27 protein-coding genes are annotated in these 23,714 nt (G+C 68.9%); 8 read left to right on the top strand and 19 right to left on the bottom strand.

The window, feature by feature from the left end; all coding sequences use genetic code 11:
* Window positions 1-65 precede the first annotated feature (65 nt).
* The 4 genes from alr to LQ772_RS05200 form a co-directional block, all read right to left on the bottom strand.
* Window positions 66-1,154: an alanine racemase gene (gene alr / locus LQ772_RS05215; protein ID WP_231324661.1), complete on the bottom strand. Its 1,089-nt coding sequence runs from the start codon at window positions 1,152-1,154 to the stop codon at window positions 66-68.
* A gap of 118 nt (window positions 1,155-1,272) precedes the next feature.
* Window positions 1,273-2,667: a replicative DNA helicase gene (locus tag LQ772_RS05210; protein WP_231324659.1), complete on the bottom strand. Its 1,395-nt coding sequence runs from the start codon at window positions 2,665-2,667 to the stop codon at window positions 1,273-1,275.
* A gap of 222 nt (window positions 2,668-2,889) precedes the next feature.
* Window positions 2,890-3,750: an aldo/keto reductase gene (locus LQ772_RS05205; protein WP_231324657.1), complete on the bottom strand. Its 861-nt coding sequence runs from the start codon at window positions 3,748-3,750 to the stop codon at window positions 2,890-2,892.
* A 116-nt stretch (window positions 3,751-3,866) separates the two neighbouring features.
* On the bottom strand, window positions 3,867-4,133 hold the full coding sequence (locus LQ772_RS05200; RefSeq protein WP_231324655.1) for a DksA/TraR family C4-type zinc finger protein: 267 nt from the start codon (window positions 4,131-4,133) through the stop codon (window positions 3,867-3,869).
* Between the two features lie 86 nt (window positions 4,134-4,219).
* Between LQ772_RS05200 and LQ772_RS05195 the strand changes: the two genes are divergently transcribed.
* Together LQ772_RS05195 and LQ772_RS05190 are read left to right on the top strand one after the other, a co-directional pair.
* Window positions 4,220-4,687 (top strand): NUDIX hydrolase, encoded by a 468-nt coding sequence (locus LQ772_RS05195; RefSeq protein WP_231324653.1) that lies wholly within the window; start codon window positions 4,220-4,222, stop codon window positions 4,685-4,687.
* Between the two features lie 64 nt (window positions 4,688-4,751).
* Window positions 4,752-5,243 (top strand): Mut7-C RNAse domain-containing protein, encoded by a 492-nt coding sequence (locus tag LQ772_RS05190; protein WP_231324651.1) that lies wholly within the window; start codon window positions 4,752-4,754, stop codon window positions 5,241-5,243.
* A 14-nt stretch (window positions 5,244-5,257) separates the two neighbouring features.
* On the opposite strand, the gene LQ772_RS05185 is transcribed toward LQ772_RS05190, so the two are convergent.
* On the bottom strand, window positions 5,258-7,027 hold the full coding sequence (locus LQ772_RS05185) for a GGDEF domain-containing protein (RefSeq protein ID WP_231324649.1): 1,770 nt from the start codon (window positions 7,025-7,027) through the stop codon (window positions 5,258-5,260).
* 42 nt (window positions 7,028-7,069) lie between these two features.
* Window positions 7,070-7,324: a hypothetical protein gene (locus LQ772_RS05180; RefSeq protein ID WP_231324648.1), complete on the bottom strand. Its 255-nt coding sequence runs from the start codon at window positions 7,322-7,324 to the stop codon at window positions 7,070-7,072.
* A 318-nt stretch (window positions 7,325-7,642) separates the two neighbouring features.
* Between LQ772_RS05180 and LQ772_RS05175 the strand changes: the two genes are divergently transcribed.
* Together LQ772_RS05175 and LQ772_RS05170 are read left to right on the top strand one after the other, a co-directional pair.
* Window positions 7,643-8,167: a hemerythrin domain-containing protein gene (locus LQ772_RS05175; RefSeq protein ID WP_231324646.1), complete on the top strand. Its 525-nt coding sequence runs from the start codon at window positions 7,643-7,645 to the stop codon at window positions 8,165-8,167.
* 157 nt (window positions 8,168-8,324) lie between these two features.
* Complete coding sequence (locus tag LQ772_RS05170; protein ID WP_231324644.1) at window positions 8,325-8,576, top strand: hypothetical protein; 252 nt, start codon at window positions 8,325-8,327, stop codon at window positions 8,574-8,576.
* A 74-nt stretch (window positions 8,577-8,650) separates the two neighbouring features.
* Here the strand turns inward: LQ772_RS05170 and LQ772_RS05165 are convergent, their stop codons facing one another.
* Window positions 8,651-9,073 (bottom strand): hypothetical protein, encoded by a 423-nt coding sequence (locus LQ772_RS05165; RefSeq protein WP_231324642.1) that lies wholly within the window; start codon window positions 9,071-9,073, stop codon window positions 8,651-8,653.
* A 10-nt stretch (window positions 9,074-9,083) separates the two neighbouring features.
* A complete protein-coding gene (locus LQ772_RS05160; protein ID WP_231324639.1) occupies window positions 9,084-10,286 on the bottom strand; it encodes a zinc-dependent alcohol dehydrogenase in 1,203 nt (400 codons plus the stop codon).
* 229 nt (window positions 10,287-10,515) lie between these two features.
* On the opposite strand from LQ772_RS05160, the gene LQ772_RS05155 reads away from it, so the two are divergent.
* Window positions 10,516-10,695: a CsbD family protein gene (locus LQ772_RS05155; RefSeq protein WP_231324637.1), complete on the top strand. Its 180-nt coding sequence runs from the start codon at window positions 10,516-10,518 to the stop codon at window positions 10,693-10,695.
* Between the two features lie 127 nt (window positions 10,696-10,822).
* Entirely contained in the window at window positions 10,823-11,332 is a 510-nt protein-coding gene (locus LQ772_RS05150; protein WP_231324636.1) for a hypothetical protein, read from the top strand.
* A gap of 9 nt (window positions 11,333-11,341) precedes the next feature.
* Here the strand turns inward: LQ772_RS05150 and rlmH are convergent, their stop codons facing one another.
* The 6 genes from rlmH to LQ772_RS05120 form a co-directional block, all read right to left on the bottom strand.
* Window positions 11,342-11,812: a 23S rRNA (pseudouridine(1915)-N(3))-methyltransferase RlmH gene (rlmH, locus tag LQ772_RS05145; protein ID WP_231324634.1), complete on the bottom strand. Its 471-nt coding sequence runs from the start codon at window positions 11,810-11,812 to the stop codon at window positions 11,342-11,344.
* A gap of 273 nt (window positions 11,813-12,085) precedes the next feature.
* Window positions 12,086-12,430 carry a ribosome silencing factor gene (rsfS, locus tag LQ772_RS05140; RefSeq protein ID WP_231325915.1) on the bottom strand — a complete coding sequence of 115 codons (345 nt, stop codon included), beginning with the start codon at window positions 12,428-12,430 and terminating at the stop codon, window positions 12,086-12,088.
* 138 nt (window positions 12,431-12,568) lie between these two features.
* Complete coding sequence (locus tag LQ772_RS05135; protein WP_231324632.1) at window positions 12,569-13,633, bottom strand: NAD(P)H-dependent flavin oxidoreductase; 1,065 nt, start codon at window positions 13,631-13,633, stop codon at window positions 12,569-12,571.
* Window positions 13,634-13,673: 40 nt separating this feature from the next.
* A complete protein-coding gene (locus tag LQ772_RS05130) occupies window positions 13,674-14,285 on the bottom strand; it encodes an HD domain-containing protein (protein WP_231324631.1) in 612 nt (203 codons plus the stop codon).
* Window positions 14,286-14,327: 42 nt separating this feature from the next.
* Entirely contained in the window at window positions 14,328-14,996 is a 669-nt protein-coding gene (locus LQ772_RS05125; protein ID WP_231324629.1) for an NrsF family protein, read from the bottom strand.
* Window positions 14,997-15,000: 4 nt separating this feature from the next.
* Window positions 15,001-15,525: an RNA polymerase sigma factor gene (locus LQ772_RS05120; RefSeq protein WP_231325913.1), complete on the bottom strand. Its 525-nt coding sequence runs from the start codon at window positions 15,523-15,525 to the stop codon at window positions 15,001-15,003.
* 323 nt (window positions 15,526-15,848) lie between these two features.
* Between LQ772_RS05120 and LQ772_RS05115 the strand changes: the two genes are divergently transcribed.
* Both LQ772_RS05115 and msrB read left to right on the top strand, forming a co-directional pair.
* Window positions 15,849-17,567, top strand: coding sequence for a cytochrome c biogenesis protein DipZ (locus LQ772_RS05115; protein ID WP_231324627.1), 1,719 nt, complete (start codon window positions 15,849-15,851; stop codon window positions 17,565-17,567).
* An 18-nt stretch (window positions 17,568-17,585) separates the two neighbouring features.
* On the top strand, window positions 17,586-18,194 hold the full coding sequence (gene msrB / locus LQ772_RS05110) for a peptide-methionine (R)-S-oxide reductase MsrB (RefSeq protein ID WP_231324625.1): 609 nt from the start codon (window positions 17,586-17,588) through the stop codon (window positions 18,192-18,194).
* Window positions 18,195-18,201: 7 nt separating this feature from the next.
* Here msrB and LQ772_RS05105 read toward each other — a convergent pair whose 3' ends face one another.
* The 5 genes from LQ772_RS05105 to leuS are packed head-to-tail and all read right to left on the bottom strand — an operon-like array spanning window position 18,202 to window position 23,669.
* Window positions 18,202-18,657, bottom strand: coding sequence for a GNAT family N-acetyltransferase (locus tag LQ772_RS05105; RefSeq protein WP_231324623.1), 456 nt, complete (start codon window positions 18,655-18,657; stop codon window positions 18,202-18,204).
* Window positions 18,654-19,310, bottom strand: a complete 657-nt coding sequence (gene nadD, locus LQ772_RS05100; protein ID WP_231324621.1) for a nicotinate-nucleotide adenylyltransferase — start codon at window positions 19,308-19,310, stop codon at window positions 18,654-18,656. The genes LQ772_RS05105 and nadD overlap by 4 nt, the downstream gene beginning before the upstream one ends.
* A gap of 49 nt (window positions 19,311-19,359) precedes the next feature.
* Window positions 19,360-20,370 carry a DNA polymerase III subunit delta gene (gene holA, locus LQ772_RS05095; RefSeq protein ID WP_231324619.1) on the bottom strand — a complete coding sequence of 337 codons (1,011 nt, stop codon included), beginning with the start codon at window positions 20,368-20,370 and terminating at the stop codon, window positions 19,360-19,362.
* Between the two features lies 1 nt (window position 20,371).
* Complete coding sequence (locus LQ772_RS05090; protein WP_231324617.1) at window positions 20,372-20,902, bottom strand: LPS-assembly lipoprotein LptE; 531 nt, start codon at window positions 20,900-20,902, stop codon at window positions 20,372-20,374.
* Window positions 20,903-20,906: 4 nt separating this feature from the next.
* Window positions 20,907-23,669, bottom strand: coding sequence for a leucine--tRNA ligase (leuS, locus tag LQ772_RS05085; protein ID WP_231324615.1), 2,763 nt, complete (start codon window positions 23,667-23,669; stop codon window positions 20,907-20,909).
* Between the last annotated feature and the right edge of the window lie 45 nt (window positions 23,670-23,714).

The following is a 23,714-nucleotide window of genomic DNA, read 5'->3' as shown; positions in this document are numbered from 1 at the left end:
GCGCGGGATGAACCCTACATGGCGGTCTCGCACGGGTGCGCTCTACATGGGATGCCACGCGCGGATCAGTTCTCGTCCTCGACGAACAGCACGCGGCGGGTCATGCCGCAGGTGAGGTCGTAGCTGATCGTGCCGGCGTGGCGGGCGACGGTTTCCACGGGCAGGTCGTCGCCCCACAGGGTGACGCGATCGCCGACCTTCGCCTGCGGCGCGTCACGCAGGTCGAGCGTGATGAGGTCCATCGAGACGCGACCGATCAATGGCACGCGGGTGTCGCCAACCCGCACCGGCGTGCCACTGCCGGCGCTGCGCGGATAACCGTCGCCATAACCGACCGCGGCGACGCCGACCGGCATGTCTTCGGGGCAGGTCCAGGTGCCGTTGTAGCCGATCGATTCGCCCTTGCCGATGCGGTTGATGGCGATCAGGCGAGTGGCCAGCGTCATCGCCGGGCGGAAGCCGAAGTCCGCGCCGCTCCTGCCCTCGACCACCGACAGGCCGTACAGCAGGCCGCCAGTGCGCACCCAATCGACACGCGCCTCGGGCCAGCCGAGCACGGCGGCGGAGTTGGACAGCGAACGGGGCCCGTCCAGGCCGCGGGTCGCCCCGGCGAAGCGCGTGATCTGCGTGCGGGTCTGCTCGCCCTCGAAGACTTCCGAATCGGAGAAATGGCTGAGCAGGCCGATCTCCGGATCCAGTCCGGGCATCGCGGCCAGGCGCGCGTGCACGCCGGCGACTTGCTCCGGGGCGAAGCCCAGGCGGTGCATGCCGCTGTCGACCTTCAGCCACACGCGCAGGCGGCCGCGGCCAGGGCGGGCCTCGGCCAGCCAGTGCAGCTGGCTTTCATGGTGGATGGCCGCATCCAGTTGCAGGCGCTGCATCTCGGCGATGTCGCCGCCCTGGTCGGGGCCGGACAGCACCACGATGCGCTGGCGATGGCCCGCCGCGCGCAGGCGCAGACCATCGCCCAGTGCGGCTACGGCGAAGCATTCGGCCTGGGCATCCAGCGCGCGGGCGACACGCTCCAGGCCGTGGCCGTAGGCATCCGCCTTGACTACCGCCATGACACGCGCAGGGCTGGCCATCGCCTTGATGCGGGCGAGGTTGTGGCGCAGGGCGCCCAAGTGGATCGTTGCGGTGGTCGTGCGGCTCATGGGTCGTGCCGGGCGTGGCGTGGTGGGTAGAAGCCGACCAAAAGCGGAGTCCTCCGCGTTTCGCCGGCCGTTTCCGCCAGACCGACCTCGGGGAAGAGGGGCTTGGCGCCGCTACGCATCAATCGAATGAGCCAACGAACGAATCGGCCGCGTAGTTCTCGAACTTGGTGTAGTGGCCCAGGAAGGTCAGCTTCACCGTGTCGGTCGGGCCGTTTCGCTGTTTGCCAATGATGATCTCGGCCAGGCCTTTGTCCGCCGATTCCTTGTTGTAGTACTCGTCGCGGTAGATGAACATGATCACGTCCGCGTCCTGCTCGATGGCGCCCGACTCGCGCAGGTCGGACATCATCGGGCGCTTGTCGGCGCGCTGTTCCAGCGAACGATTCAACTGCGACAGGGCGATCACCGGCACGTTCAACTCCTTGGCGAGGCCCTTGAGTGAACGGGAGATTTCTGAAATCTCCGTGGCGCGGTTCTCCTTGTTCCCGGGCACCTGCATCAGCTGCAGGTAATCGATCACGATCAGGCCCAGGCCGCCGTGCTCGCGGTGCAGGCGGCGGGCGCGCGAGCGCAGCTCCACCGGCGAGAGGCCGGGCGTATCGTCAATGAAGATCTTCGCCTCGGACAGGATCGCGATGGCGTTGGTCACGCGCGGCCAGTCTTCCTCGGACAGGTCGCCGTTGCGCAGATGCTGGGCGTGGATGCGGCCGATGGAGGAGATCAGTCGCAACGCCAGCTGCGAAGCGGACATTTCCATCGAGAAGATCACTACCGCCTTCTTGCCGCGCAGCGCGGCGGCCTCGGCGATGTTCACCGAGAACGCGGTCTTGCCCATCGAGGGACGGGCCGCGACGATGATCAGGTCCGACGGCTGCAGGCCGGAGGTGAGCTCGTCCAGGTCATTGAAGCCGGTGGAGATGCCGGTCAGCTGGCCACGGTTCTCGTAGCGCTCGGTGAGCAGGCGGAAGGCGTCCTTGACCGCGTCGCGCATCGACACCGAATCCTTCTTGCCGCGCGCGCCCGACTCGGCGATCTTGAAAACCGCCTGCTCGGCGCTCTCCAGCACCTCCTGCACGCTCTTGCCTTCGGGCCGGTAGCCGTCCTCGGTGATACCCGTGCCGGCGTCGATCAGCTGCCGCAGCACCGACTTCTCGCGCACGATGTCCGCGTAGGCGCCGATATTGGCCGCGCTGGGCGTGGCGTTGGCCAGCTCGATCAGGTAGCTCGCGCCGCCGACCATCTCGGCCAGTTCGTTGGCCTCGAACCAGTCGCCCAGCGTCACCGCATCGCAGGGCATGCCCTTGTTGGCCAGTTCGTTGATCGCGCGCCAGATCAGGCGGTGGTCCTTGCGGTAGAAATCACCCTCGCCCAGCCGGTCGGCGACCTTGTCCAGCGCGTCTGGCGCGAGCATCAGGCCGCCCAGCACCGCCTGCTCGGCGTCGATGGAGTGCGGTGGCACGCGCAGCGCCTCGACGGCGGAATGGCCGCTCTTGCGCTCGGGGACAAAGGACATGGGCTCGGGTTCCTCGCAGGCTGCCGCACCGCCGGCGGTGGCGACGGACACGGGGGGAGAGGATACGCGGCAGGCTCTCAGCCGACGAGACAATAAGTCTGTGGATAAGCTGTGGGAGGCGGTGGATAACGAGGGCGGCAGGGTGCGGGGAACACCCCCATCCCGCCCGCTCCTCCCTTCAGGGAGGGTATGGGTGGAAATGGGCTTCGCTCAAAAGGAGCGTCAACGCGCGGCGGCTTCCAGCGCCCGGTAATCCTCATCCGACAGCTCCAACTGCGCGGCTCCCACGTTCTCCCTCAGGTGCTCCACCTTCGAGGTGCCGGGGATCGGCAGCATCACCGGCGAGCGCTTGAGCAGCCAGGCCAGCGCGACCTGGCCGTTGCTGGCGCCCAGGCGCTGCGCGATGCGGCTCAGCACCGAGTCGTGCGCGGCAAGGTCGCCGGCGGCCAGCGGGTACCAGGGGATGAAGCCAATGCCCTGCGCCTGGCAATGCTCCAGCACCGCCTCGCTCTTGCGGTTGGCCAGGTTGTAGAGGTTCTGCACGGTGGCGACGGGGAAATGGCGGCGGGCCGCCTCGATCTCCTCCACGCCGACCTCGCTCAGGCCCACGTGCCTGATCAGCCCCTCCTTGCGCATCTGGGCGATCACCTCGAACTGTTCCTCGCGCGGCACCTTGGCGTCGATGCGATGCAGTTGCCACAGGTCGAGGCGCTCGACGCCCAACCGTCGCAGGCTCATCAGCACGCATTGGCGCAGGTACTCCGGCCGCCCCAGCGGCGCCCAGATATCCGGCCCGTGACGGGTCAGGCCGCCCTTGGTGGCGATCAGCATGCCCCGGTATGGATGCAGCACCTCGCGGATCAGATCCTCGCTGACCTCGGGTCCATAGCTGTCCGCGGTATCGATGAGGTTGACGCCCAGCTCCGGCAAGGCCCGCAGGGTGGCGCGAGCGCCCTCGGGATCCGCGGGCTCGCCCCAGATGCCCTTGCCGGTGACGCGCATGGCGCCGAAGCCCAGGCGGTTGACCGGAATGTCGCCGCCGATCCGGAACTGGCCGGCGGCCGCTGCGTCGGGATGGTGCATAAGGGGCTCCTTCGGACGTGGACACCCTTCATGGGGTCATGCGAGGACGAGGCAAGCACCCTGCCCCGGCATGCTCGACGCGAGCTCATACCGGCCGTTAAGGACGGCCGGACGGTCTAGCGCAGCTGGCTGTCCTTGCTGCCGCGGCGGTTGTAGCCGCTGGTCGTGCGCTGCGCCTTGTCCTGCGCCTCCTGGCAGGCCACGCACAACCGCACCCCGGGGACGGCCTTGCGCCGCGCCTCGGGAATCGGCGCATCGCACTCCTCGCAGTGGTCCAGGCTCGGGCCCTGCGGCAGCTTGCTGCGCGCTCGTTTGATCGCGTCCTTCACGGTCGCGTCGATCTGATCCTGCACGGCGCCGTCGCCGGCCCAACCGATCGCCATGGCGGTCTCCGGGAATCGTCGGGGAATCCGGATGTTACCGTGACCGGCGTGAACGCGGCCGTTGCACCACCGCTACAGGAGGACGCATGCCCATCACCAGCGCCGGCATCCTGATGTACCGCCTGCACGAGGACGGCCCGCAGGTATTGCTTGCGCACCCCGGCGGTCCGTTCTGGCGCCGGCGCGACGAGGGTGCCTGGATGCTGCCCAAGGGCGAGCTGCAGCCTGGCGAGGAAGCCGAGGCGGCCGCTCGCCGCGAGTTCGAGGAAGAGCTCGGCGTATCCGCGGTGGGCCCCTTGCATCCGCTGGGACGCCTGCGCCAGCGCGGCGGCAAATGGGTCGAGGCCTTCGCGCTCGAGGGTGAGTTCGACCCGGTCACGCTGCGCAGCAACGTGTTCGAGCTGGAATGGCCGCCGCGCAGCGGCCAGCTTGCCAGTTTTCCCGAAATCGACCGGGTCGCCTGGTTCACGCTGGCCCAGGCGCGCGCCAGGATCCTGCCCAGCCAGGAAACGTTGCTCGATCGCCTGGAGGCGTATCTGGCGAACGGCGGCTAGACGCCGTCGAAGCAGACCGGCGACGCTCACGCCGCTTGATCCGGCGCATCGGTTGAATACACCGATGGCCGCCCCCGGTGACATCCCCGCGCTGTTCTGCGACGCCATGCTGGCCAACCTGGCCCACTGGTTGCGGGCGGCCGGCTACGACACGGGACTGGCGTCGGTCAGTGCCATGGACCGCGCGGTCCTGGATACGTGCCACGCGCAATCACGCCTCCTCGTCACTCGCGACCGGCACCTGGCCGCGCATGCCGGCAGAGGCATCCGGGTGGCGCTGCTCACGGTCGACGGACTGGATGCCCAGGCGAGGGAACTGACCATGGCGCTCGGCATCGACTGGGGCCGCGCGCCGTTCACCCGCTGCCTGCTCGACAACATGCCACTGCACGAGGCCACGCCGGACGAACGCGCACAGATACCGCCGCTGGCGCGCAGCCTTTCCGGTCCGTTCCAGGCCTGTCCTGCATGCGGCCGGGTGTACTGGCCAGGCAGCCACATGCGGCGCATGCGGGCGCGGCTGGAGCGGTGGCGCGCCGGATCCTGGGCGGAATGACGGGGTGGCCGCACTCAGGCGACCACGACCCCCTCGCCCTGCTTGCCCGCCACCACGCAATTGCGCCCGGCCCGCTTGGCGCGATAGAGCGCCTGGTCGGCATCCACGAGCAACTGGCGCAGGTCGTAGCCGGACTCGCCCGTGAACGCCACGCCGAAGCTGGCCGATACCGGGATGCCAGGATCCGGCTGGTCGCTCAGCATGGCGACACTGCGGCGGATCGCTTCCGCGCGCTCGATGCCGCTGTCCATCGAACACTCCGGCAGCAGCACGCCAAACTCTTCGCCGCCGAGGCGGCCGAACACGTCGGTCGAACGCATGTGTTCCTGGCAAGCGGCCACCGCGCGCCGCAGCACCTGGTCGCCGGTGGCATGGCCATAGGTGTCGTTGATCAGCTTGAAGTGGTCCAGGTCGATCAGCACCAGGCAGGCGCCCCGGGCGGAACGCTGGGCATAGCGCAGCGAGTACTCGGCCTCGCTCATGAAGTGCTTGCGGTTGTAGATGCCGGTGAGGCTGTCGCACTGCGCCATGCGCATGAACTGCAGCTGCGAGCGCTTCAGGCGCAGCAGCCACAGGCCGATCGCCAGCAGCCCCAGCGCCAGCACCGCGATGTACAGCCGGCTGGCCTCCACCGCCTTGCGATCCAGCGCCTGCTGCAGTTCGAGGATCTGGTTCTTGCGCGCCAGGGCGTCGACCTCGGTCTTCTTGGCCTGCACCTTCTGCCTGACCATCTGGTAGGCAAGCGCCCTGGCGCTGACGTCGTCCAGATAGGCCTTGTCGGCGGCCATGTACTTCTCGTGGAACGACAGGGCGTCGCGGTAGCGCCCGGCTTCGCGGTCGATTCGGTACAACAGCCGGTAAGCATCGATCAGCGGCTTGGTGTACTCGCCGCTGATGCTCGAGCGGATCGCCGCAAGAGCGTGTTGCCTGGCGCTGGCCGAGTCCCCACGCAGGTCATAGGCCCGCGCCAGTTGGGCGTCGAACTGGGAAATCAGGTTGCGATAGCCGGTGCGTCGCAGGTCCGCATAGTTGGCTTCCAGCAGATCGATCGCGTCCGCGATACGGCCCCGGTCCATGTAGTAGTCGGCCAGAAAGCCACGCGCGCCGTCGGCGAACAGCGTTTCCCCCGCGTCGGTGCAAAGCTTGATGCCGGCCAGCAGATCGCGTTCAGGCGATGCGAGCGCGCCCATGTGGTATTCCGCGTTGAGCGCGTAAACGGTCGCCTTGCACTGCGCGTCCGGGGTGGCCAGTTCGCGCTTCATGCGGTTGGCGAAGGCGATGGCGAGATCGTACTGCTCCACGCCGGTGTAGAGCTGCTGCGCCTCGCCCTCGACCTGGAACCGCGCCAGCGGATCGGTCACCCGCGGCAGCAGCTCGAGCATCCGGTCCAGCCGCGTGAACGCTTCCGCGTAGCGGTGCCCCAGCCCCAGCATGTTGACCGAGGTGGCGCCCGCCCTGGCGCGCAGCGTGATGTCGCCGGCGCCGTCGGCAACCGCGATCGCAAGTTCCGTCGCCCTGGGATAGTCACCCACCCATGCCGCTTCCCATGCCTGCAGGTAGCGCAGGTACCAGCGCTGTTCGTCAGGCAGCTGGGACGCTTCGCGGTCCAGCTCGTCGAGCAGCCGCGCGAAGCGGGCGTTGTCGGTGGTCTTGATGCTGTCGGCCAGCTTCAGCGAGGCGGCTCGATCCACCGCCCCGGCCCCGGGCCGGGCGCGTGCGAAGTCCGCGTGGCCGGCGAGCAGCAGCACGCCAACCATGGCAAGGAGGCAAGTCCGCGCATGCATGGATGCAGAGGCCATCGGCCGTGGCCGGAAGCAGGCAGGCGGTCAGGATTCGGGCAGACGCTCTTCAGCGTCGTCCTCGTCCTCATCGGGCGCCTCTTCTTCCTCGGCCGGAATCTGCAACCCGATCAGGATGCTCTGCCCCAGCAAGCGATAAAGCGCCTCGGCATCGCTTGCAAGCAGGGCTGCCGCCAGATCGGTGTCCAGCTCCGTGCCGATGATGGCCTGCAGGGCCTCCTTGCCTCCCCGGAAAACGCTGGCGTCCGATCCTGCCCGCTCCAGAATATCGATCGCATCCATGACTTCCCCCAAGGAACCGACCGCTCGGCCCCGTAGATGTGATAGCGCTGCTCCGGTGGCCGTCCCCCGTGCCCCCGCGAAGCTTCTCCAATAATGACCAATGCCGGGACCGAAAGCCACCGTATTCCGTTACCGGGCACCCCGCGGCATCCCCTGCGCGTCTCCGGCCGGGTTGCACGGGTCCGGCGAGCCCACCGCGTGGGCGGTTGCGCAGGCGTGCGCATAGCCATCGGCGGGACGGACCGCGTTCTTACATGCGCTTCACCGCCACCCGACGCCCTTCGTACTGCAATGGGCGGAAGCCAACGGAGCACCCTAATGTCCAGCATCCTCGACACCCTCAAGAGCGAACACGAACAGCTGCGCGAACTCTTCGCCAAGATCACCAAAACCGCCGACTCGGAAGCGGACGCGCGCCACGACCTGCTCAAACAGATCGAGACCCTGCTGATCCCCCACGCCAAATGGGAGGAAACCGTGTTCTACCCGGCTTTCGAGGATCGCGCCGACCACGAACAGAAGCTGATCTACGCCGAGGCGATCCAGGAACACCGCGCGGTGGAGCTTGCCGTGTTGCCGGACATCCACGCCGCCGACGTGGATTCGCGCCAGTTCGCCGGTTCCGTGCAGGTATGCGGCGAGCTCATCAAGCACCATGCGCACGAGGAAGAAACCAAGATGTTCGACGCGGTGCGCCAGCTTTTCAGCGCCGACGAGCTGGCCGAGTTCGATCGCAAGTACGCCAGCTGGAAGAAATCCTCGGGGGCCGACGCCATCACCAGCTACGCCAAGGTGAAGACCGCCGCGATGGCTTTCATGCGCAACCCGGATTCGCCGGCCTGAGCGCCTTCCGAGCCCGGACCGCGATCGGCGGAAGGAGGCGCGCGGACGCCGTGCCCTCCACCGGCGTCAACTCCGAAGCAAGCTCCATGCACGCCGCGCAACCCGCGATGGTGTACCTGTCGAGCGCCGCGCCGCGGTACGGAACGCGCCGGCGCTCATGAGCGACCTGATCGATGCCCTGCAATGGCCCGCCATGGCGGTCACCCTGGTGGCCGCGTGGCTGGTCGGTTCGCTGTCGCGGCGCAAGCGCACCTGGGGTTTCTGGTGCTTCGTGCTCAGCAACGCACTGTGGGTGGCCTGGGGCTGGCATGACCACGCCTGGGCGCTGATAGGGCTGCAGGTCGGCCTGTTCCTGTTCAACCTGCGTGGCGTGCTGAAGAACGACGACGCGGTGGAAGAGGCCGGCTGAGCGCGCGATTGCGACGCGGCGCCCAGACCCACCGGCCGAAGAACATCGCCACCGGGCCCTGAAGGAAGCGAGGATCAGGCCCGCCGACTGCGTCGCAGAACCCATAACGCGAGGGCCGCGCCAACCATCCCGAAGGCGGCGGCGCGAGCGCGCGGCGATCGGCGCACATCATCCAGCAGGCCTTCGGCCACGTTCACGCGGTCGGCCAGCAGCAGGAGCATCCAGTGGCGCAGGTCGCTCTCGCTGCGGCCGAACGCGCGGCGGCGGATCCAGCCGCTCACGCCGCTGGGCGGCACGCTGGTACCGAACACCGGCGTGATGCCCGGCCGTTCGATCGAATGGAACACCTCCACCGTGCGCCGCTGCTGCGCCGGGTGGTCGCGGGACACGCCTTCCAGCCGCGGCGGCGTGTGCTCCATCGGTACCGCCGGCCGCCTGGCCGGATCGAGGTCCACGCCCCAGTCGGGGACGTGCGAGTGGTCGGTCGCCTGGTGCATGTCTTGACCCTCAGTGCAGATGTGCGGATGCCGTGCCGGCAACCGGCGTGGGCGTGTCGATGTGGCCGGCGCGCGGCGGCACCAGCACGGTCTTGATGCAGCCATCTTCCTTGGCCGAGAAGCGGTGGTAGGCCTCGTCGACTTCTTCCAGAGGTACGCGGTGGGTGATCAGCTCGCGCGGCTTGAGCCGACCGGCGCGGATGTGCTCGATCAGGTGCGGCAGGTGGCGTTTCACGCTGGCCTGGTTCATGCGCAAGGTCAGGCCCTTGTTCATGGCGCTGCCGATCGGCACGAGGTTGAAGGTCGGCCCGTATACGCCCACGATCGAAATGTTGCCGCCGCGCCGCGCCGAATTGATCGCCCAGTGCAGCGCCGTGGCGGCGCCGGCCTGCAGCTTCATCTTCACGCCGGTCAGGGTCTGCATGATGCTGCCGTCGGCCTCGCAGCCGACCGCATCGATGCAGACGTCGGCGCCCTGCCAGTCGGTCATCTTCTTGATGTGCACGGCCATGTCCTCCACTTCGAGGAAGTTGACCGTCTCGGCCTGGGCAAAGCGGCGGGCGAAGTCCAGGCGGTAGTCATACTGGTCGACCACGATCACCCTGCCCGCCCCCATCAACCAGGCGCAGCGCGCGGCCATCAGGCCGATGGGGCCGGCGCCGAACACCACTACGGTGTCGTTCTCGTGGATGTCGCCCATCTCGGCGGCCTGGTAGCCGGTGGGCACCACATCAGTGAGTAGTACCGCGTCCTCGATATGGATGTCCGGAGGAATCACGGTCGGGCCGACGTCGGCGAAGGGCACGCGCACGTACTCGGCCTGCCCGCCGTTGTAGCCGCCGGCGCTGTGCGAGTAACCGTAGGCGCCGCCGATCGCGGTCGCCTCCGGATTGACGTTTTCGCAGTTGCCGTAGAGCTCGCGCGAGCACGAAGCGCAGGTGCCGCAGAACACATTGAACGGCACCAGCACGTGGTCGCCCACCTTCAGGTTGCGTACGTTCGGGCCGACGTCCTCGACGATGCCGGTGAACTCGTGCCCGAAGATCGAACCCACGCGCGTGTCCGGCACCAGGCCGTGGTAGAGGTGCAGGTCCGACCCGCATATGCAGGCGCGCGTCACCCGCACGATGGCGTCGTCCGGATGCTCGATCGTCGGCTCGGGTACGTGGGCGGCCCGCACCCGGTAGGGCCGGCGATAGGTGGTGGCGAGCATGAGATTCCTCCGCGGGGCGAGTGCTCTGGATGCGCGGCAAGCTAACGGCCCGCATGTCATCGGGGCGGGAAGAGCCCGCATGGATTTCTCGTCCGGATCAAGCGCTTGCCTGTCTGCCTGACAGGCACACAACGGCTGCGAAATGCTTGCGTCACTGTCACCAGCGCTGAACACGCGCCGCCCTATAAACAAGCTGAGCCTGCACCCTGCAGGCCCGGAGGAGACACGCATGAACGACAACCGCATCGAAGGCACCGAGCACCAAGTCAAGGGCGCCGTGAAGGAAGGCGTCGGCAAGCTGACCGGCAATACTTCGAAGGAGGTGGCCGGCAATCTCGAAAAGAACGCCGGCAAGGTGCAGAAGAACATTGGCCAGGCGCAGGACGAAATCGAGGATACGGACGACTGAGGTAGCGCCCGGTCGCGGGTCGCAGGTGGTCGGCCATAACGACTGACACGCAACCATCACCCGCGCCCGCGAAACATACCGGCATGGCCACCGGCCATGCCGGTCGGGGCCTTACCGGGAGGCGCCCATGAAAACCCGCTGCGTATTCAGCACCCCCGACATCTCGACCGCGCGTGCCGTGATGGCCGCGGCCCGCCAAGCCGGCATTCCAGACAACGACCTCTCGCTGATCGCACGCGAGGACATCGAGCTTCAACAGATTCCCGACCACCTGATGGTTGGGCGCACCGACTTCTATCCCGCCGCCGCGCGTGGCGCGGCCTGCGGTGGTGGCGCGGGCGTCCTGCTTGGGTTGATCGCCGTCGCGGTACCCCCACTGGGTGTCACGTTGGCCGGCGGTGCCGCCATCGCACTGGCGGGCGCGGCAGTCGGTTGCTGGACCGGCGCACTGGTCGGCACCGACGTACCCGATGCGGTGCACCGCAAGTTCAAGGACGAGATCGACGCCGGGCGCATCCTGGTGATCATCGATGCCACCCGCGACAACCTCACCGCCGCCTGCCCGGGCGTGCTTGCCACGGGAGCGAAGCACCTGCCTCTGCACGCGCACCCGGAGGTGCCCCAGCTGGCCGCCTGAACCCGATCGTCAGGCGCGGTGGTACGGGTGGCCGGCCAGCAGCGTGCTGGCGCGATAGAGCTGCTCTGCCACCACGAGTCGAACCAGCATGTGCGGCAGCGTTAGCGGGCCGAGCGACCAGCCCTGGTTGGCGCGCGCCAGCACTTCGGGCGCGTGGCCGTCGGGTCCGCCGATGAGGAAGGCCAGATCGCGACCGGCCATGCGCCAGGTTGCCAGTTGGGCGGCCAGATCCTCGCTCGACCAGGTCTTGCCCCGGCCGTCCAGCGCGATCACATGGGTATCGCGCGGGAGCGCGGCAAGGATCGCCACGCCTTCGTCGTGCATGGCACGTGCGTCGTCGCGGCCCTTGCCGCGGGCACCGGGCTTGAGTTCCACCAGTTCCAGCGGCAGGTCGTGCGAAAGGCGCTTGCGGTACTCGGCGAGCCCTTCGGCCACCCAGGCGGGCATGCGTTCGCCGATGGCGATCATGCGCGCGCGCATGATCAGACGACGAAAGTCGCGCGCAGCGCCACGTTCGCCTCCTCTCCCCTCCAGGGAGAGGATTGAGGTGACGGGCTGGGGCGTGCGGGGATTGTCATCGGGGGGTGTCTTGAAAAGCTGCGCGCGCTACGCGGCAAGTAAGTCGCAAGAGCGGCCCTTCACCCCAGTCCTCTCCCCGGCGGGGAGAGGGGGCCAGGCGTGCGCTTCGCTGATAGTGGATCGCAAGAGCGATCCCACTCCGGCTCCCTCCATGAAGGGAGGGGAACAACAGCGTCAGCCCGCGTTCGCCGCGTCCATCCCCGACTCGCGGTCGCCGACGGTCCACAACCGCTCCAGGCCGTAGAACTCGCGAATGCGCGGCAGCATGACGTGGACGATCACGTCGCCCAGGTCGACCAGCACCCACTCCGCTTCCTGCTCGCCCTCGACGCCCAGCGGCATCACACCCGCCTTCTTGGCGAACTTGACCACTTCGTCGGCGATGGATTTGACGTGGCGGGCCGAGGTGCCCGAGGCAATGACCAGCAGATCGGCGATGGAGGTTTTGCCGCGGACGTCGATTTCGCGGATGTCCTTGGCCTTGAGTTCTTCCAGCGCGTCGATCACGTGCTTGCGCAGGTTGGTGGTATCGACCGCCTTCTTGGCGGCGACGGACGGCTGGCTACGGGAAGACGTACTCAAGCGGGGGTGCCTCGGGGCGTACTCAGGGCGCGGAATGGCGCCGGGGCAGTATACCCGGGGGAACTCTATGGCACGTCAAGCGGGCGTGCAGCCGGCCGCGGCGTACTCATCCATCAGCACGCGGACCAGCGCGGCGGCGGGCATCGGGCGCACCAGCGCCGCGGCCTGGCCGCACCATTCGGACAGCAGATCGCCTCGCCCGGCGGCCGCGGCCGCACGGCGCAGCGGGGCGGTGAGCGCGTTGAGGATCGGGTACGGTGGCAGCTCGCCGGCAAACGGCTGCATGGCTTCCACGAAACGGTTGTTGAGGCCCCGCGCGGCGCGGCCGGAGAAGCTGTAGATCGTGCCGATGCGATGGTCCTGCGCCTGCGGCAGGTCGCGCTTCCACGCCTCCGCCGCGGCCGATTCCGGGCAGGCCAGAAAGGCAGTGCCGAGCTGGCTTGCGTCGGCGCCGAGCAGCTCCGCCGCGCGCATGGCGCGACCGCCCATGATCCCGCCGGCGGCGATCACCGGAATGTCCACCGCCGCGGCCGCAAGCGGCACAAGCGCGAACAGCCCGACCATCGCCTCCTCCGCCGCATGCAGGAACGTGCCGCGATGCCCGCCCGCCTCGGCACCCTGCACGCACACGGCATCGGCACCACGGTCGGCCCACGCACGCGCTTCCGCCACGCTGGTGGCGGTACCGACCACGCGGATGCCCGATGCCTGCAGTTCCCGCACCTGCGCCGCGACGAGCACGTCGAAGGCGAAGCTCGCTACCGCAGGGCGCGCCTCGCGCAGCGCGGCGAGCTGGTCGGAGAAACGCGGCGCCCATCGGGCGGGAATCTCGGTGCGCACGTCCAGCCCCTCGCAGGCCATCAACGCGTCGAGCCGCCGGCGCGTCATCGCCAGCTGTGCTTCGTCCACGACGAAGTCGTCGGGCAGCACGAAGAGGTTGATGGCGAAGGGCCTGTCCGTGGCGGCGCGGATCTGCACGGCCTGGTCGAGCAACGCCTGCGGCTCCAGGTAACCCGCGCCCAGCGAACCCAGGGCACCGGCACCGCTGACCGCGGCCACCAGAGCCGGCGTGTTGGAACCGGACATCGGCGCCTGGATCAGCGAGTGCGCGACGCCCAGCGAACGAAGGAAGACGGACATGGCGGACTCCTCGACGGCAAGGCGCCATTGTCGCGCCGGATCAGGCGGCGCGGTGTTGCTCGCCGGCCAGCGCGTACATGCGCTCGACTTCCCGCTCCAGCGCGCCCGCCATCGCCGCACCGCGCTGGGTGAACAGGTCGGCAAGCAGGCGGTAATAGGTCAACGTGCCGTCGCGGCCGCCGGTAAAGCGGGCGAACACGCCCTGGCCGACCTCCGGCCGTTCCAGGTCGCCGACGATCGCGCGGGCGTTGTGCAGCTTGTCGCAGCCGGACACCAGCAGCATGTCGTCCGAGGCGTGCGCCAGGTGGTTGAGGTAGGCCTGTTTGCGCCGCAGCCAGTCGCGGCGGCGGGAGACGTCGTCGTCGAAGCCGGCCTTCGCTTCGGCGGTGCCGTCGGTGCAGCCGAGCACGATGGCCAGCACCCGTTCGCCGAAGCGCTCGCCGACCACCCCGGCGTGCGACTCGCCGCAATCCTCCACCACGTCGTGCAGCAGGCCGGCGATCGCCTGGTCCTCGTCGCCGCCGTGCTCGAGCACCAGGCTGGCCACGGCCAGCAGGTGCTGGATGTACGGGATGGGGGTGCACTTGCGGGTCTGGCCGGCGTGGGCGATGCGCGCGTAGTCGACGGCGGCGGTGAAGCGTTCGCTGAGCATGGCTGTCCTCCCTGAAAGACGACAGCCTGGACCGGGCTTGTCTCAGGGAGCGCGACGGACCTCGGGCGCAAGCAGGCGTCCGCCCAGCGCGGCGTTCACCCCGACCACCACGGCCACCGCCAGCACGTGCATCGCCAGGTCGGTCGCCGCCGCGTCGAATGCATGGCAGATCTCCAGCAGGCTGGCCGAGGCGGCGGCGCTGGCCAGGCCGACCATCACCGCGGTCAATACCGGCCGCAGCGGACAGGCGCGACGCAGCAGCACGACCAGCAACGCCGACAGCGGCACCGAGAAACCGATGATGAAGAACAGGCAATCGCCCGCCTCCGGTGCGCTGGCGATATGCGTGGCCGGCGCGATCCAGCCGCGCAGGCAACCCAGTCCGCTGGCGCCGATCCACAGCAGTGCGGGCGCCAGTGGCAGCCAGGCCCAGGCGGTCCGGCGACCCGGCACGCCCAGCGCGAAGGCGGCCCAGGCGGCGGTGATGGCGGTGAGTACCGCGCCCAGCCCGGCCCAGCCAAGGTCCGGCGCCCCGGCCCAGCGCGTCAGCATCGGCGTGGCCCCGTAGCGGGCGAACAGCGCGAGCGCGAAGACCGCGACCACCGCCAGCCAACCCAGCGTGCGCAGCCACGGCGGGCGCAGCCGGCGCACCGGCGCCAACTCGGCGCCGAGCGAGGCGATCAGCTGATCGTGGGCGTGCGGGTCGGCCATCGCTTCAATCGTCTCCGTGGATGCGGCCGCGCAGCGCTTTGAGCGCGCGATGCAGGTTGACCTTGAGTGCGCCGGTGCTGCGGCCGGTGCGCGCGGAGGCTTCCTCCAGCGAAAGCTCCTTCAGGCCCAGCTGTTCGACCGCCTCGCGCTGGCCCGGCGGCAGGTCGGCGATGGCCGCGCGCAGGCGGTCCGCCTGTTGCGCGCGGTCGCTCTCGCTGCTTGCATCACCTTCGTCCGGATGCAGGGCAACGGCCACCTCGTCGCCGATCTCGCGGCGCGCCTGCCGGCCACTGCGCCGCAGGCCGTCGATCGCGCGGCGGGCCGCCAGGGCGGACAGCCAGGCGTCGTAGGAGCGGGAAGGATCGTAGGTATGGCGTACGCGGTGGACGGTCAGCAGGGTCTCCTGGACGACGTCGTCCAGATGGTCGTGGGCCACGCCCTGCCGACGCGCGACCGCGCGGACCAGCGCCACCGAATCGGCCAGCACGCGCTCGTAGGCACGCCGGTCGCCCGCCTGCGCGGCGGCCATCCACGCGGCGCGGCGGCGTTCGGGACTGTCGCTGGCAGGATCGGCTGGCACGGCCGGTTCGACGCTCGCCCAGGGAAAGGAGCGATCATCTAGGACCATGGTGCCGGTGGCGGTCAAGCCCGGCATGGCGCAAACGTGTGGGGCATGCCTGGGATTCGCTGCATCCGGCCGCACGGTTACCCCGTAGGAAACGAGGCGGCGCAAGGTGGCGCTCAGTCCGCCGCTCCTTACGGACGTCGGGCTGGCGGGGTGAAGCCCACCCTACGTAACCGGCAGCGACTCACGGTCGAATACCCAGCCACACTCCCGTGGAACCTCATCCCATGCTGTTGCTGATCCTCGCCTACCTCGGCGGCGTGCTGACCATCCTGAGCCCCTGCATCCTGCCCGTGCTGCCGTTCGTGTTCGCGCGCGCCGACCGGCCTTTCGCGCGCAACGGCCTGCCGATGCTGCTCGGCATGGCGCTTACCTTCGCGCTGGTCGCCACCCTGGCGGCGGTGGGCGGTAGCTGGGCGATCCGCGCCAACCAGTACGGCCGCATCGTCGCGCTGGTGGTGCTGGCCTTGCTCGGCCTCACCCTGCTTTCCACGCGGCTGGCTGAATGGATGACGCGGCCGTTCGTGGCGCTGGGCAACCGGCTGTCGCAGCGTTCGGATGGCGAGGGCTCGGCATGGTCGGCCGCCGGCCTGGGTATTGCCACTGGCCTGTTGTGGGCGCCCTGCGCCGGTCCGATCCTGGGTCTGCTGTTGACCGGCGCGGCGCTGAACGGCGCCAGCGTCCAGACCACGCTGCTGCTGCTCACCTACGCCGCCGGCGCGGCCACTTCGCTGGCGCTGGCGCTGCTGATCGGCGGCCAGGTGTTCGCCCTGATGAAGCGCTCGCTCGGCGCAGGCGAATGGGTGCGCCGCGCGCTCGGCGTGCTGGTGCTGGCCGGCGTGGCGGCGATCGCGCTGGGACTGGATACCGGCCTGCTCACCCGCGTCGCGCTCGCCAATACCGGCGGCCTGGAACAGAAGCTGCTGCAGGCCACGCGCCCGCCCTCTGCGCCCGAGCCCGTGCACCAGGCCGGCGCGCCGCTACCGGTGGAAGGGCAGATGCCCTCGCTGGCCGGCGCCACCGGCTGGCTGAACACGCCGCCGCTCACGCGCGAATCGCTGCGCGGCAAGGTGGTGGTGGTCGATTTCTGGACCTATTCCTGCATCAACTGCCTGCGCTCGCTGCCTTACGTGCGCGGTTGGTACGACAAGTACAAGGACCACGGCCTGGTGGTGATCGGCGTGCATGCGCCGGAGTTCGCCTTCGAGAAGGAACCGGCCAACGTGGCGCGCGCGGTGAAGGAACTGGGCGTGAATTATCCCGTGGCGCTCGACAACGACTACGCCATCTGGAAGGGCTTCGACAACCAGTACTGGCCGGCGCACTACTTCATCGATGCGAAGGGCAACATCCGCGCACATCACTTCGGCGAGGGCGACTACGCACAGAGCGAGGACACCATCCGCCAGCTGCTCACCGAAGCCGGCTACCACGACCTGCCCGGCGGCCACGTACGACCGGGCAGCCAGGGCGCGCAGGCGGCCGGTTCGGGTGACCCGATGCGCTCGCCGGAAACCTACGTCGGCTATGCCCGCAGCGCACACTTCGCCGGTGGCCAGGTCGCCCACGACGACGCCTGGACCTACCACGCAGCGGCCACGCTGATGTCCGGCCAGTGGTCGCTGGATGGGCGTTGGACCGTGCATGCGGAAAATGCCGGTCTCGAACGAGCGGGCGGCCGCATTGTCTACCGCTTCCGCGGCCGCGACCTGCACCTAGTCCTGGGCCCCGGCGCCAACGGCAAACCAGTGCGCTTCCGAATCACCCTCGACGGCAAGCCGCCTGGACAGGACCACGGCATGGACGTCGACGCGGACGGTTACGGCACCGTTACCGAGCAGCGCCTGTACCAGCTGGTTCGCCAGAAGCACGGCAACGGCGAGCGGCTGTTCGAAATCACCTTCCTCGACCCGGGCGTGCGCGCGTACGCCTTCACCTTCGGCTGATCCTTTTCGGAGGTTGCCATGTCCCGAACCAACGACATCGTCACCATGGAACGGCGCCGCTTCCTGGGCGCAGCCCTGGCCGGCGGCGCGCTCGCTGCGGTAGGCGGCGGCGTGCTGATTCCGCGGCTGTCCGCACGTCCCGTGCCGGCGGCTCCGGCCGCGGCGAACGGCCGGGACTTGTTGCTCGAATGTTTCGCCGACGACGGTCATCGCCTGGGCCCCTGCCACGTTCGCAAACTGGTACTCACCGACGCGCAGTGGCGAGAGCGCCTGCCCGAGGCGTCCTACGTCGTCATGCGCCGCAACGGTACCGAGCGCGCCTTCAGCGGACCGCACGAGCGACCGCCGGTGCCGGGCCTGTTCCGCTGCCTGGCCTGCGACACCGCGCTCTACGACGCCGCCACCGAGTTCGATTCGGGCACCGGCTGGCCAAGCTTCTGGCAGCCGATCGCGAAGCAGAACGTCATCGAGAGTACCGACCGCATGTTCGGCTGGGCCCGTACCGCGATCAGCTGCGCCGGCTGCGACAGCCACCTGGGCCACGTTTTCACCGATGGCCCTGAGCCGACCGGGCTGCGTTACTGCATGAATTCGGTGGCGTTGCGCTTTGTGCCGCGGGTCGGCTGAGCGCGCACTACATGTCCCGGCGGTAGACGACGAAGCCCGAGCGCTCGGCCAACGTGTCGTACAGGGCCATGGCCGTGGCATTGCTCTCGTGCGTCTGCCAGTACACCCGCGAGCAACCGGCCGCTCGCGCACGGTCATAGACCGCTTCGATCAATGCGCGCCCGACCCCGCGGCCACGGGCGGCGGGCACGGTGAACAGGTCCTGCAGGTAGCAGCTGGGCTCGATGCGGATGGTGCTGCGGTGGAGCAGGTAGTGCGCCAAGCCCAGCAACTCGCCGTCGGCCTCGGCCACCAGCGCATGCACGGGTTCGTAGGCGTCGAAGAAGCGCGACCAGGTCATTGCGGTGACCTCGGCCGGCAACGCGGTCGCATCGGCACGCCCGTAGAAGGCGTTGTAGCCGTCCCACAGGGAAAGCCACGCGTCGTGGTCGGCACGCGCCACGTTTCGCACGGCAACCGTCACGGCAGCCTCTCCCGGAAATCATGTTCGCGGTACGGCGCCAGCAACGCCGGATCGTCGAACAGGGCCTCGGGCAGCAGGTAGCGCGGATCGCGGCCGGCCGCGAGCAGGTCGCGGATGCGGGTGGCCGAGATGTCCAGCGGCGTGACGTCCAGTTCGACGATTTTTCCGGCAGGCTGTACGCACAGCTGGCGCGGATCGGCGACCTGGCGCGCAACCATCTGTTCGGCCAGCTCCGCCGGCCAGTCGCGCGCGACACCGGGGCGCGAAAGCACGCCGATGTGCGCGGCCTCGAAGAGCGCGTGCCACCGATGCCAGCCCGGGAGGCCAGCGAAGGCGTCGGCGCCCAGCAGCAGCACGATCGGCCGGTCGCCCTCCTCCGCACGCAACTCGGCCAGGGTGTCGACCGTGTACGACGGGCCACCGCGGGCCAGTTCGCGGGTATCCAGGCCAAGCCGGTCCTGCCCGCGCAACGCCGCGCGAAGCATGGCCACGCGAGTGGTGGCGTCGGCGATCGGTGGCGGCCGGTGCGGCGGTACGGCGGCCGGCATGAGGTGCACGTCTGCGTCCAGCAATTCGGCCGCCTCCCACGCCACCGCCAGGTGGGCGATGTGGATTGGGTCGAACGTGCCGCCGAGGATGGCTAGGGGGCGCATGATGCCCTGGCTTCCTCTGCGCTAACCGGAGAGGGCGCAGAACGCGCGCTCATGCCAGTGCCGCGGCCGCGCGCGGCTCGGCGATGGCGGCGATCAGGCGCTCCGCCTCCAGCCACGGTTCACCCCACTCGCGGCCCTTCGCCATCCGGTCGATACGGGAAGCCCTGGCCAGGCAGGCCAGCCAGTGCTCGCGCGGGGCGCGTCGCAGGGCCTTGCGGAAGAGTTGCTCGCGCGCTGGCCACAGCCGCTCGGCGCGCGCCTGCGCGGCAAAATCGCGCGCGTTGGCCAGGCGCAATGCGAGCTGCAACTGGTTGACCAGCCAGCCCATCAGCGGGATCAGGTCCTCGCCCTCGCCGCGCAGGCCGGCCAGGATGCGCAGCGCGCGGCCGCCGTCGCCGGCGAAGGCGGCATCGGTGAGCTTGAACGCGTCGTAGCGGGCGCTGTCGGCGACCAGGTTTTCCATCTCGGCCGCATCGATGCGACCGCTGCCGTGCAGCACGACCAGCTTGTCGATCTCCTGCGCCGCGGCGAGCAGGTTGCCCTCGACCCGTTCGGCCAGCAGCGCGGCGGCGTCGGGCGTCGCGGCAAGCCCGCGCGAGGCGAGTCGCGCGCCGATCCACGACGACCATTCCTGCGGCTTGGGGGCATTGAACACCGCCAGCACGCCGGCGGCATCGACCTGTTTGGTCCAGACGCCCTCGTGCTTGTTGCTCCACTCCACCGCGCTTATCAGCAGGGTCACGTCCGGCGGCGGATCGGCGCAGAACGCGGTGATGGCCTTCGCACCCTCCACGCCCGGCCGTCCGGTCGGCAGGCGCAGGTCGAGCAGGCGGCGGCTGGCGAACAGCGACATGCCCGCGGCGGAGCGGGCAAGATCGTCCCAGTCGAAATGCTGGCCGGCCTCGAGCACCTCGCGTTCGGCGTAGCCCAGCTCGCGGGCACGCGCGCGCAGCGCGTCGGCAGCTTCCAGTACCAGCAGTTCCTCGCCCGCCAGCAGATAGACCGGCGCCAGGCGATCGGACGCCAACACCTTGTTCCACTGGGCGGGCGAGAGCGGCATGTCAGCCTGCGCTGGACGCCGCGGCCGGTTCGGCCAGCTGGTGGCGACCGGCCGCCTGCAGGCGGAACAGGATCGCCTGCACCATGTCGTCGTTGAGACTGCGGCGGATTTCCTCCACCTGGGCATCGGTGCCGACGGTGTTGAGCGCGTCGTAGCTGAAGTCGCGCGACATGTCGACGCGCTGCTGCGGCACCAGCGCCTGCCCGTTGCTGTCGTCGACCTCGAAGCGCACCTGATAGCGGACCGTGTATTCGGTGACGCGGGCGCCACCGCTGACGCTCAGCGTATCGGTGTCGAACGCGGCGACGGGAATCTTCAGCTCGGCGATGCCCGGACCGCCCTCGTCCTCGAGGGTAACGCCGGAATCCTCCAGTGCGCGGGCCAGGTCGCGCTGCAGGCTGCCGCCGCCGTTGACGGTCAGATGCATGCGCTGCATCGAGGTCGGCAGCGCGGCGCTCTGGCGCAGGTGGAAGCCGCACGCCGACAGCGCGAGGGTGCAGACCAGCAGCGAGGCTCGGAACAGATGGTTCATGGGCTCATCCCGCGACGATGTTGACGATCTTGCCTGGCACGACGATCACCTTGCGCACGGCCAGCCCTTCCAGATGCGCCTGCACCTGCGGCTGCGAGCGCGCCATGGCTTCGGCCTCTTCCTTCGACACGTTGGCCGGCACCTCGATGGTAGCGCGCAGCTTGCCGTTGACCTGCACGGCGAGGGTGACCGTGTCGCGCACCAGCGCGGCCGGATCCGGCTGCGGCCAGGGCACGTTTTCAAGCACCGTTTCGGGGTGGCCCAACACCTGCCACAGCGCGTGGCTGATATGCGGCACCACCGGGTTGAGCAGCAGCACCATCGCCTCCAGCGCCTCGTGGCGCACGGCGCGGCCCTGGCCGCTCATGTCGGAGAACTTGCCCAGCGCGTTGAGCAGCTCCATCAGCGCCGCGATGGCGGTGTTGAAGGAGTGCCGGCGACCCAAATCGTCGCCCACCTTCTGGATGGCCTCGTGCAGCTGCCGGCGCATCGCCTTCTGGCCGGCGTCGAGCGCGGCCGGGTCGACGACCGGATGATCCGGCTGCGACGCGTGCGTGGTCACCTCGCGCCAGAAGCGGCGCAGGAAACGGGCCATGCCTTCCACGCCCGCCTCGCTCCATTCCAGCGACTGCTCGGGCGGTGCGGCGAACATCGAGAACAGGCGCACCGTGTCGGCGCCGAACTTCTCCACCATCGCCTGCGGGTCGACGCCGTTGTTCTTGGACTTGGACATCTTCTCGATGCCGCCAATCTGCACCGGACGGCCGTCCGACTTGAGGCGCGCACCCACGACGCGTGCACGCTCGTCGCGCTCGATCTCGACGTCGGCGGGATTGATCCAGTCCTTCGAACCGTCCCCGTTCTCGCGGTAGAAGGTTTCGGCGATCACCATGCCCTGGCACAGCAGATTCGTGGCCGGCTCGTCGGAGTGCACGAGGCCCGCATCGCGCAACAGCTTGTGATAGAAGCGGAAATACAAAAGGTGCAGGATCGCGTGCTCGATACCGCCGATGTACTGGTCCACCGGCAGCCAGTAGTTGGCGCGCGCGTCGACCTGGCCTTCGGCGCCCGGGCTGGTGTAGCGGGCGTAGTACCAGCTCGACTCCATGAAGGTGTCGAAAGTGTCCGTCTCGCGCTCGGCCGGGCCGCCGCACTGCGGGCAGGCGCACTTGCGCCACTCGGGATCGGCCTTGATCGGCGACTGCACGACGCCGCTCGTGGCAAACGCGTTCTCCACGTCCTCGGGCAGCACCACCGGCAACTGGTCTTCCGGCACCGGCACCGCTCCGCATTTGCCGCAGTAGATCACCGGGATCGGGCAGCCCCAGTAGCGCTGGCGGCTGACGCCCCAGTCGCGCAGGCGCCAGTTCACGCGGCGCTGCCCCTTGCCTTCGCGCTCCAGCTGATCGGCGATGCCTTCGAAGGCCTGGGCGAAGTCGAGTCCGTCGTAGTCACCGGAGTTCACCAGGATGCCGCGGTCGGTCCAGGCGGCGTCCTCGTGGATGCGGCGCTCGAATTCCTGCACCGTGCGCAGCGCGGCCGAGGTTTCGTAGGCGTCGGTGTCGCCTCCGTGCAACGCCGCACGCATGGGATTGGCGCCCACGCCCTGGCGCAGGTCGTGGCCGATCTCGGCCAGCGCGTCGACGACGCCCCGGTCGACGATCACCATCCTGATCGGCAGCGAATACTTCTGCGCGAACTCCCAGTCGCGCTGGTCGTGCCCGGGCACCGCCATCACGGCGCCGGTGCCGTAGCCCATCAGCACGAAGTTGGCCACCCACACGGGAATCGGCTCGCCGGTGATCGGGTGGATCGCGCGCAGGCCCGTATCCATGCCGCGCTTGTCCTGGGTTTCCAGTTCGGCTTCGGAGACGCCGCCATGCTTGAGCTCCTCCAGGAACGCGGACAGCCGCTCATTGCCCTGCGCCGCCTTGAGCGCAAGCGGATGCTCGCCGGCGATCGAGACGAAGGAGACGCCCATCAAGGTGTCGGGGCGCGTCGTGAACACGGTCAGCGGTTCGCTCTCGCCCTCCACGGCAAAGTGGATTTCCAGGCCTTCGGAACGACCGATCCAGTTACGCTGCATGGTCTTGACCGCGTCGGGCCAGCCCGGCAGCGTGTCCAGCCCGGCGAGCAGTTCCTGCGCGTAGTCGGTGATCTTCAGGAACCACTGCGGGATCTCGCGCTTTTCCACCAGCGCGCCCGAACGCCAGCCGCGGCCGTCGATCACCTGCTCGTTGGCCAGCACGGTCTGGTCGACCGGGTCCCAGTTCACCACGGCGTTCTTGCGGTAGGCCATGCCCTTCTTCATCAACCGCGTGAACATCAGCTGTTCCCAGCGGTAGTACTCGGGGCGGCAGGTGGCGAACTCGCGCGTCCAGTCGTAGGCGAAGCCCATGCGCTTCAGCTGCTCGCGCATGTGCTCGATGTTCTTGTAGGTCCACTTGGCCGGCGCGGTCCGGTTCTTGATCGCGGCGTTCTCGGCGGGCAGGCCGAACGCATCCCAGCCCATCGGCTGCAGAACGTTCTTGCCGTTCATGCGCTGGTAGCGGCTGATCACGTCGCCGATGGTGTAGTTGCGCACATGGCCCATGTGCAGCGCGCCGGACGGATACGGCAGCATCGAAAGACAATAGAACTTCGGCCGGGAGGCGTCTTCGACGACCTCGTAGGCGTGGTTTGCGCTCCAGTACTGCTGCGCGGCGGTCTCCACCGCCTGCGGCTGGTAGCCCTGTTCGTTCGAAGCCTGTTCGTGGGAGTCCTGCATGTGTCCGGTGCCGTTGCTGTGGGGCTCGCGCGACCGTTCGGAAGG

Origin of the sequence: Frateuria edaphi (assembly GCF_021117405.1) — a bacterium.
Taxonomy (GTDB): domain Bacteria; phylum Pseudomonadota; class Gammaproteobacteria; order Xanthomonadales; family Rhodanobacteraceae; genus Frateuria_A; species Frateuria_A edaphi.
The sequence above is the reverse complement of the archived record's forward strand: the minus strand, read 5'-3'. Positions and strand labels throughout refer to the sequence as shown.

Bases quoted from the DNA above. Each gene is read 5' to 3' on its own strand.
- alr (WP_231324661.1), bottom strand. From the start codon at position 1,154: ATGAGCCGCACGACCACCGCAACGATCCACTTGGGCGCCCTGCGCCAC.
- LQ772_RS05210 (WP_231324659.1), bottom strand. From the start codon at position 2,667: ATGTCCTTTGTCCCCGAGCGCAAGAGCGGCCATTCCGCCGTCGAGGCG.
- LQ772_RS05205 (WP_231324657.1), bottom strand. From the start codon at position 3,750: ATGCACCATCCCGACGCAGCGGCCGCCGGCCAGTTCCGGATCGGCGGC.
- LQ772_RS05200 (WP_231324655.1), bottom strand. From the start codon at position 4,133: ATGGCGATCGGTTGGGCCGGCGACGGCGCCGTGCAGGATCAGATCGAC.
- LQ772_RS05195 (WP_231324653.1), top strand. From the start codon at position 4,220: ATGCCCATCACCAGCGCCGGCATCCTGATGTACCGCCTGCACGAGGAC.
- LQ772_RS05190 (WP_231324651.1), top strand. From the start codon at position 4,752: ATGGCCGCCCCCGGTGACATCCCCGCGCTGTTCTGCGACGCCATGCTG.
- LQ772_RS05185 (WP_231324649.1), bottom strand. From the start codon at position 7,027: ATGCATGCGCGGACTTGCCTCCTTGCCATGGTTGGCGTGCTGCTGCTC.
- LQ772_RS05180 (WP_231324648.1), bottom strand. From the start codon at position 7,324: ATGGATGCGATCGATATTCTGGAGCGGGCAGGATCGGACGCCAGCGTT.
- LQ772_RS05175 (WP_231324646.1), top strand. From the start codon at position 7,643: ATGTCCAGCATCCTCGACACCCTCAAGAGCGAACACGAACAGCTGCGC.
- LQ772_RS05170 (WP_231324644.1), top strand. From the start codon at position 8,325: ATGAGCGACCTGATCGATGCCCTGCAATGGCCCGCCATGGCGGTCACC.
- LQ772_RS05165 (WP_231324642.1), bottom strand. From the start codon at position 9,073: ATGCACCAGGCGACCGACCACTCGCACGTCCCCGACTGGGGCGTGGAC.
- LQ772_RS05160 (WP_231324639.1), bottom strand. From the start codon at position 10,286: ATGCTCGCCACCACCTATCGCCGGCCCTACCGGGTGCGGGCCGCCCAC.
- LQ772_RS05155 (WP_231324637.1), top strand. From the start codon at position 10,516: ATGAACGACAACCGCATCGAAGGCACCGAGCACCAAGTCAAGGGCGCC.
- LQ772_RS05150 (WP_231324636.1), top strand. From the start codon at position 10,823: ATGAAAACCCGCTGCGTATTCAGCACCCCCGACATCTCGACCGCGCGT.
- rlmH (WP_231324634.1), bottom strand. From the start codon at position 11,812: ATGCGCGCGCGCATGATCGCCATCGGCGAACGCATGCCCGCCTGGGTG.
- LQ772_RS05135 (WP_231324632.1), bottom strand. From the start codon at position 13,633: ATGTCCGTCTTCCTTCGTTCGCTGGGCGTCGCGCACTCGCTGATCCAG.
- LQ772_RS05130 (WP_231324631.1), bottom strand. From the start codon at position 14,285: ATGCTCAGCGAACGCTTCACCGCCGCCGTCGACTACGCGCGCATCGCC.
- LQ772_RS05125 (WP_231324629.1), bottom strand. From the start codon at position 14,996: ATGGCCGACCCGCACGCCCACGATCAGCTGATCGCCTCGCTCGGCGCC.
- LQ772_RS05120 (WP_231325913.1), bottom strand. From the start codon at position 15,525: ATGGCCGCCGCGCAGGCGGGCGACCGGCGTGCCTACGAGCGCGTGCTG.
- LQ772_RS05115 (WP_231324627.1), top strand. From the start codon at position 15,849: ATGCTGTTGCTGATCCTCGCCTACCTCGGCGGCGTGCTGACCATCCTG.
- msrB (WP_231324625.1), top strand. From the start codon at position 17,586: ATGTCCCGAACCAACGACATCGTCACCATGGAACGGCGCCGCTTCCTG.
- nadD (WP_231324621.1), bottom strand. From the start codon at position 19,310: ATGCGCCCCCTAGCCATCCTCGGCGGCACGTTCGACCCAATCCACATC.
- holA (WP_231324619.1), bottom strand. From the start codon at position 20,370: ATGCCGCTCTCGCCCGCCCAGTGGAACAAGGTGTTGGCGTCCGATCGC.
- LQ772_RS05090 (WP_231324617.1), bottom strand. From the start codon at position 20,902: ATGAACCATCTGTTCCGAGCCTCGCTGCTGGTCTGCACCCTCGCGCTG.
- leuS (WP_231324615.1), bottom strand. From the start codon at position 23,669: ATGCAGGACTCCCACGAACAGGCTTCGAACGAACAGGGCTACCAGCCG.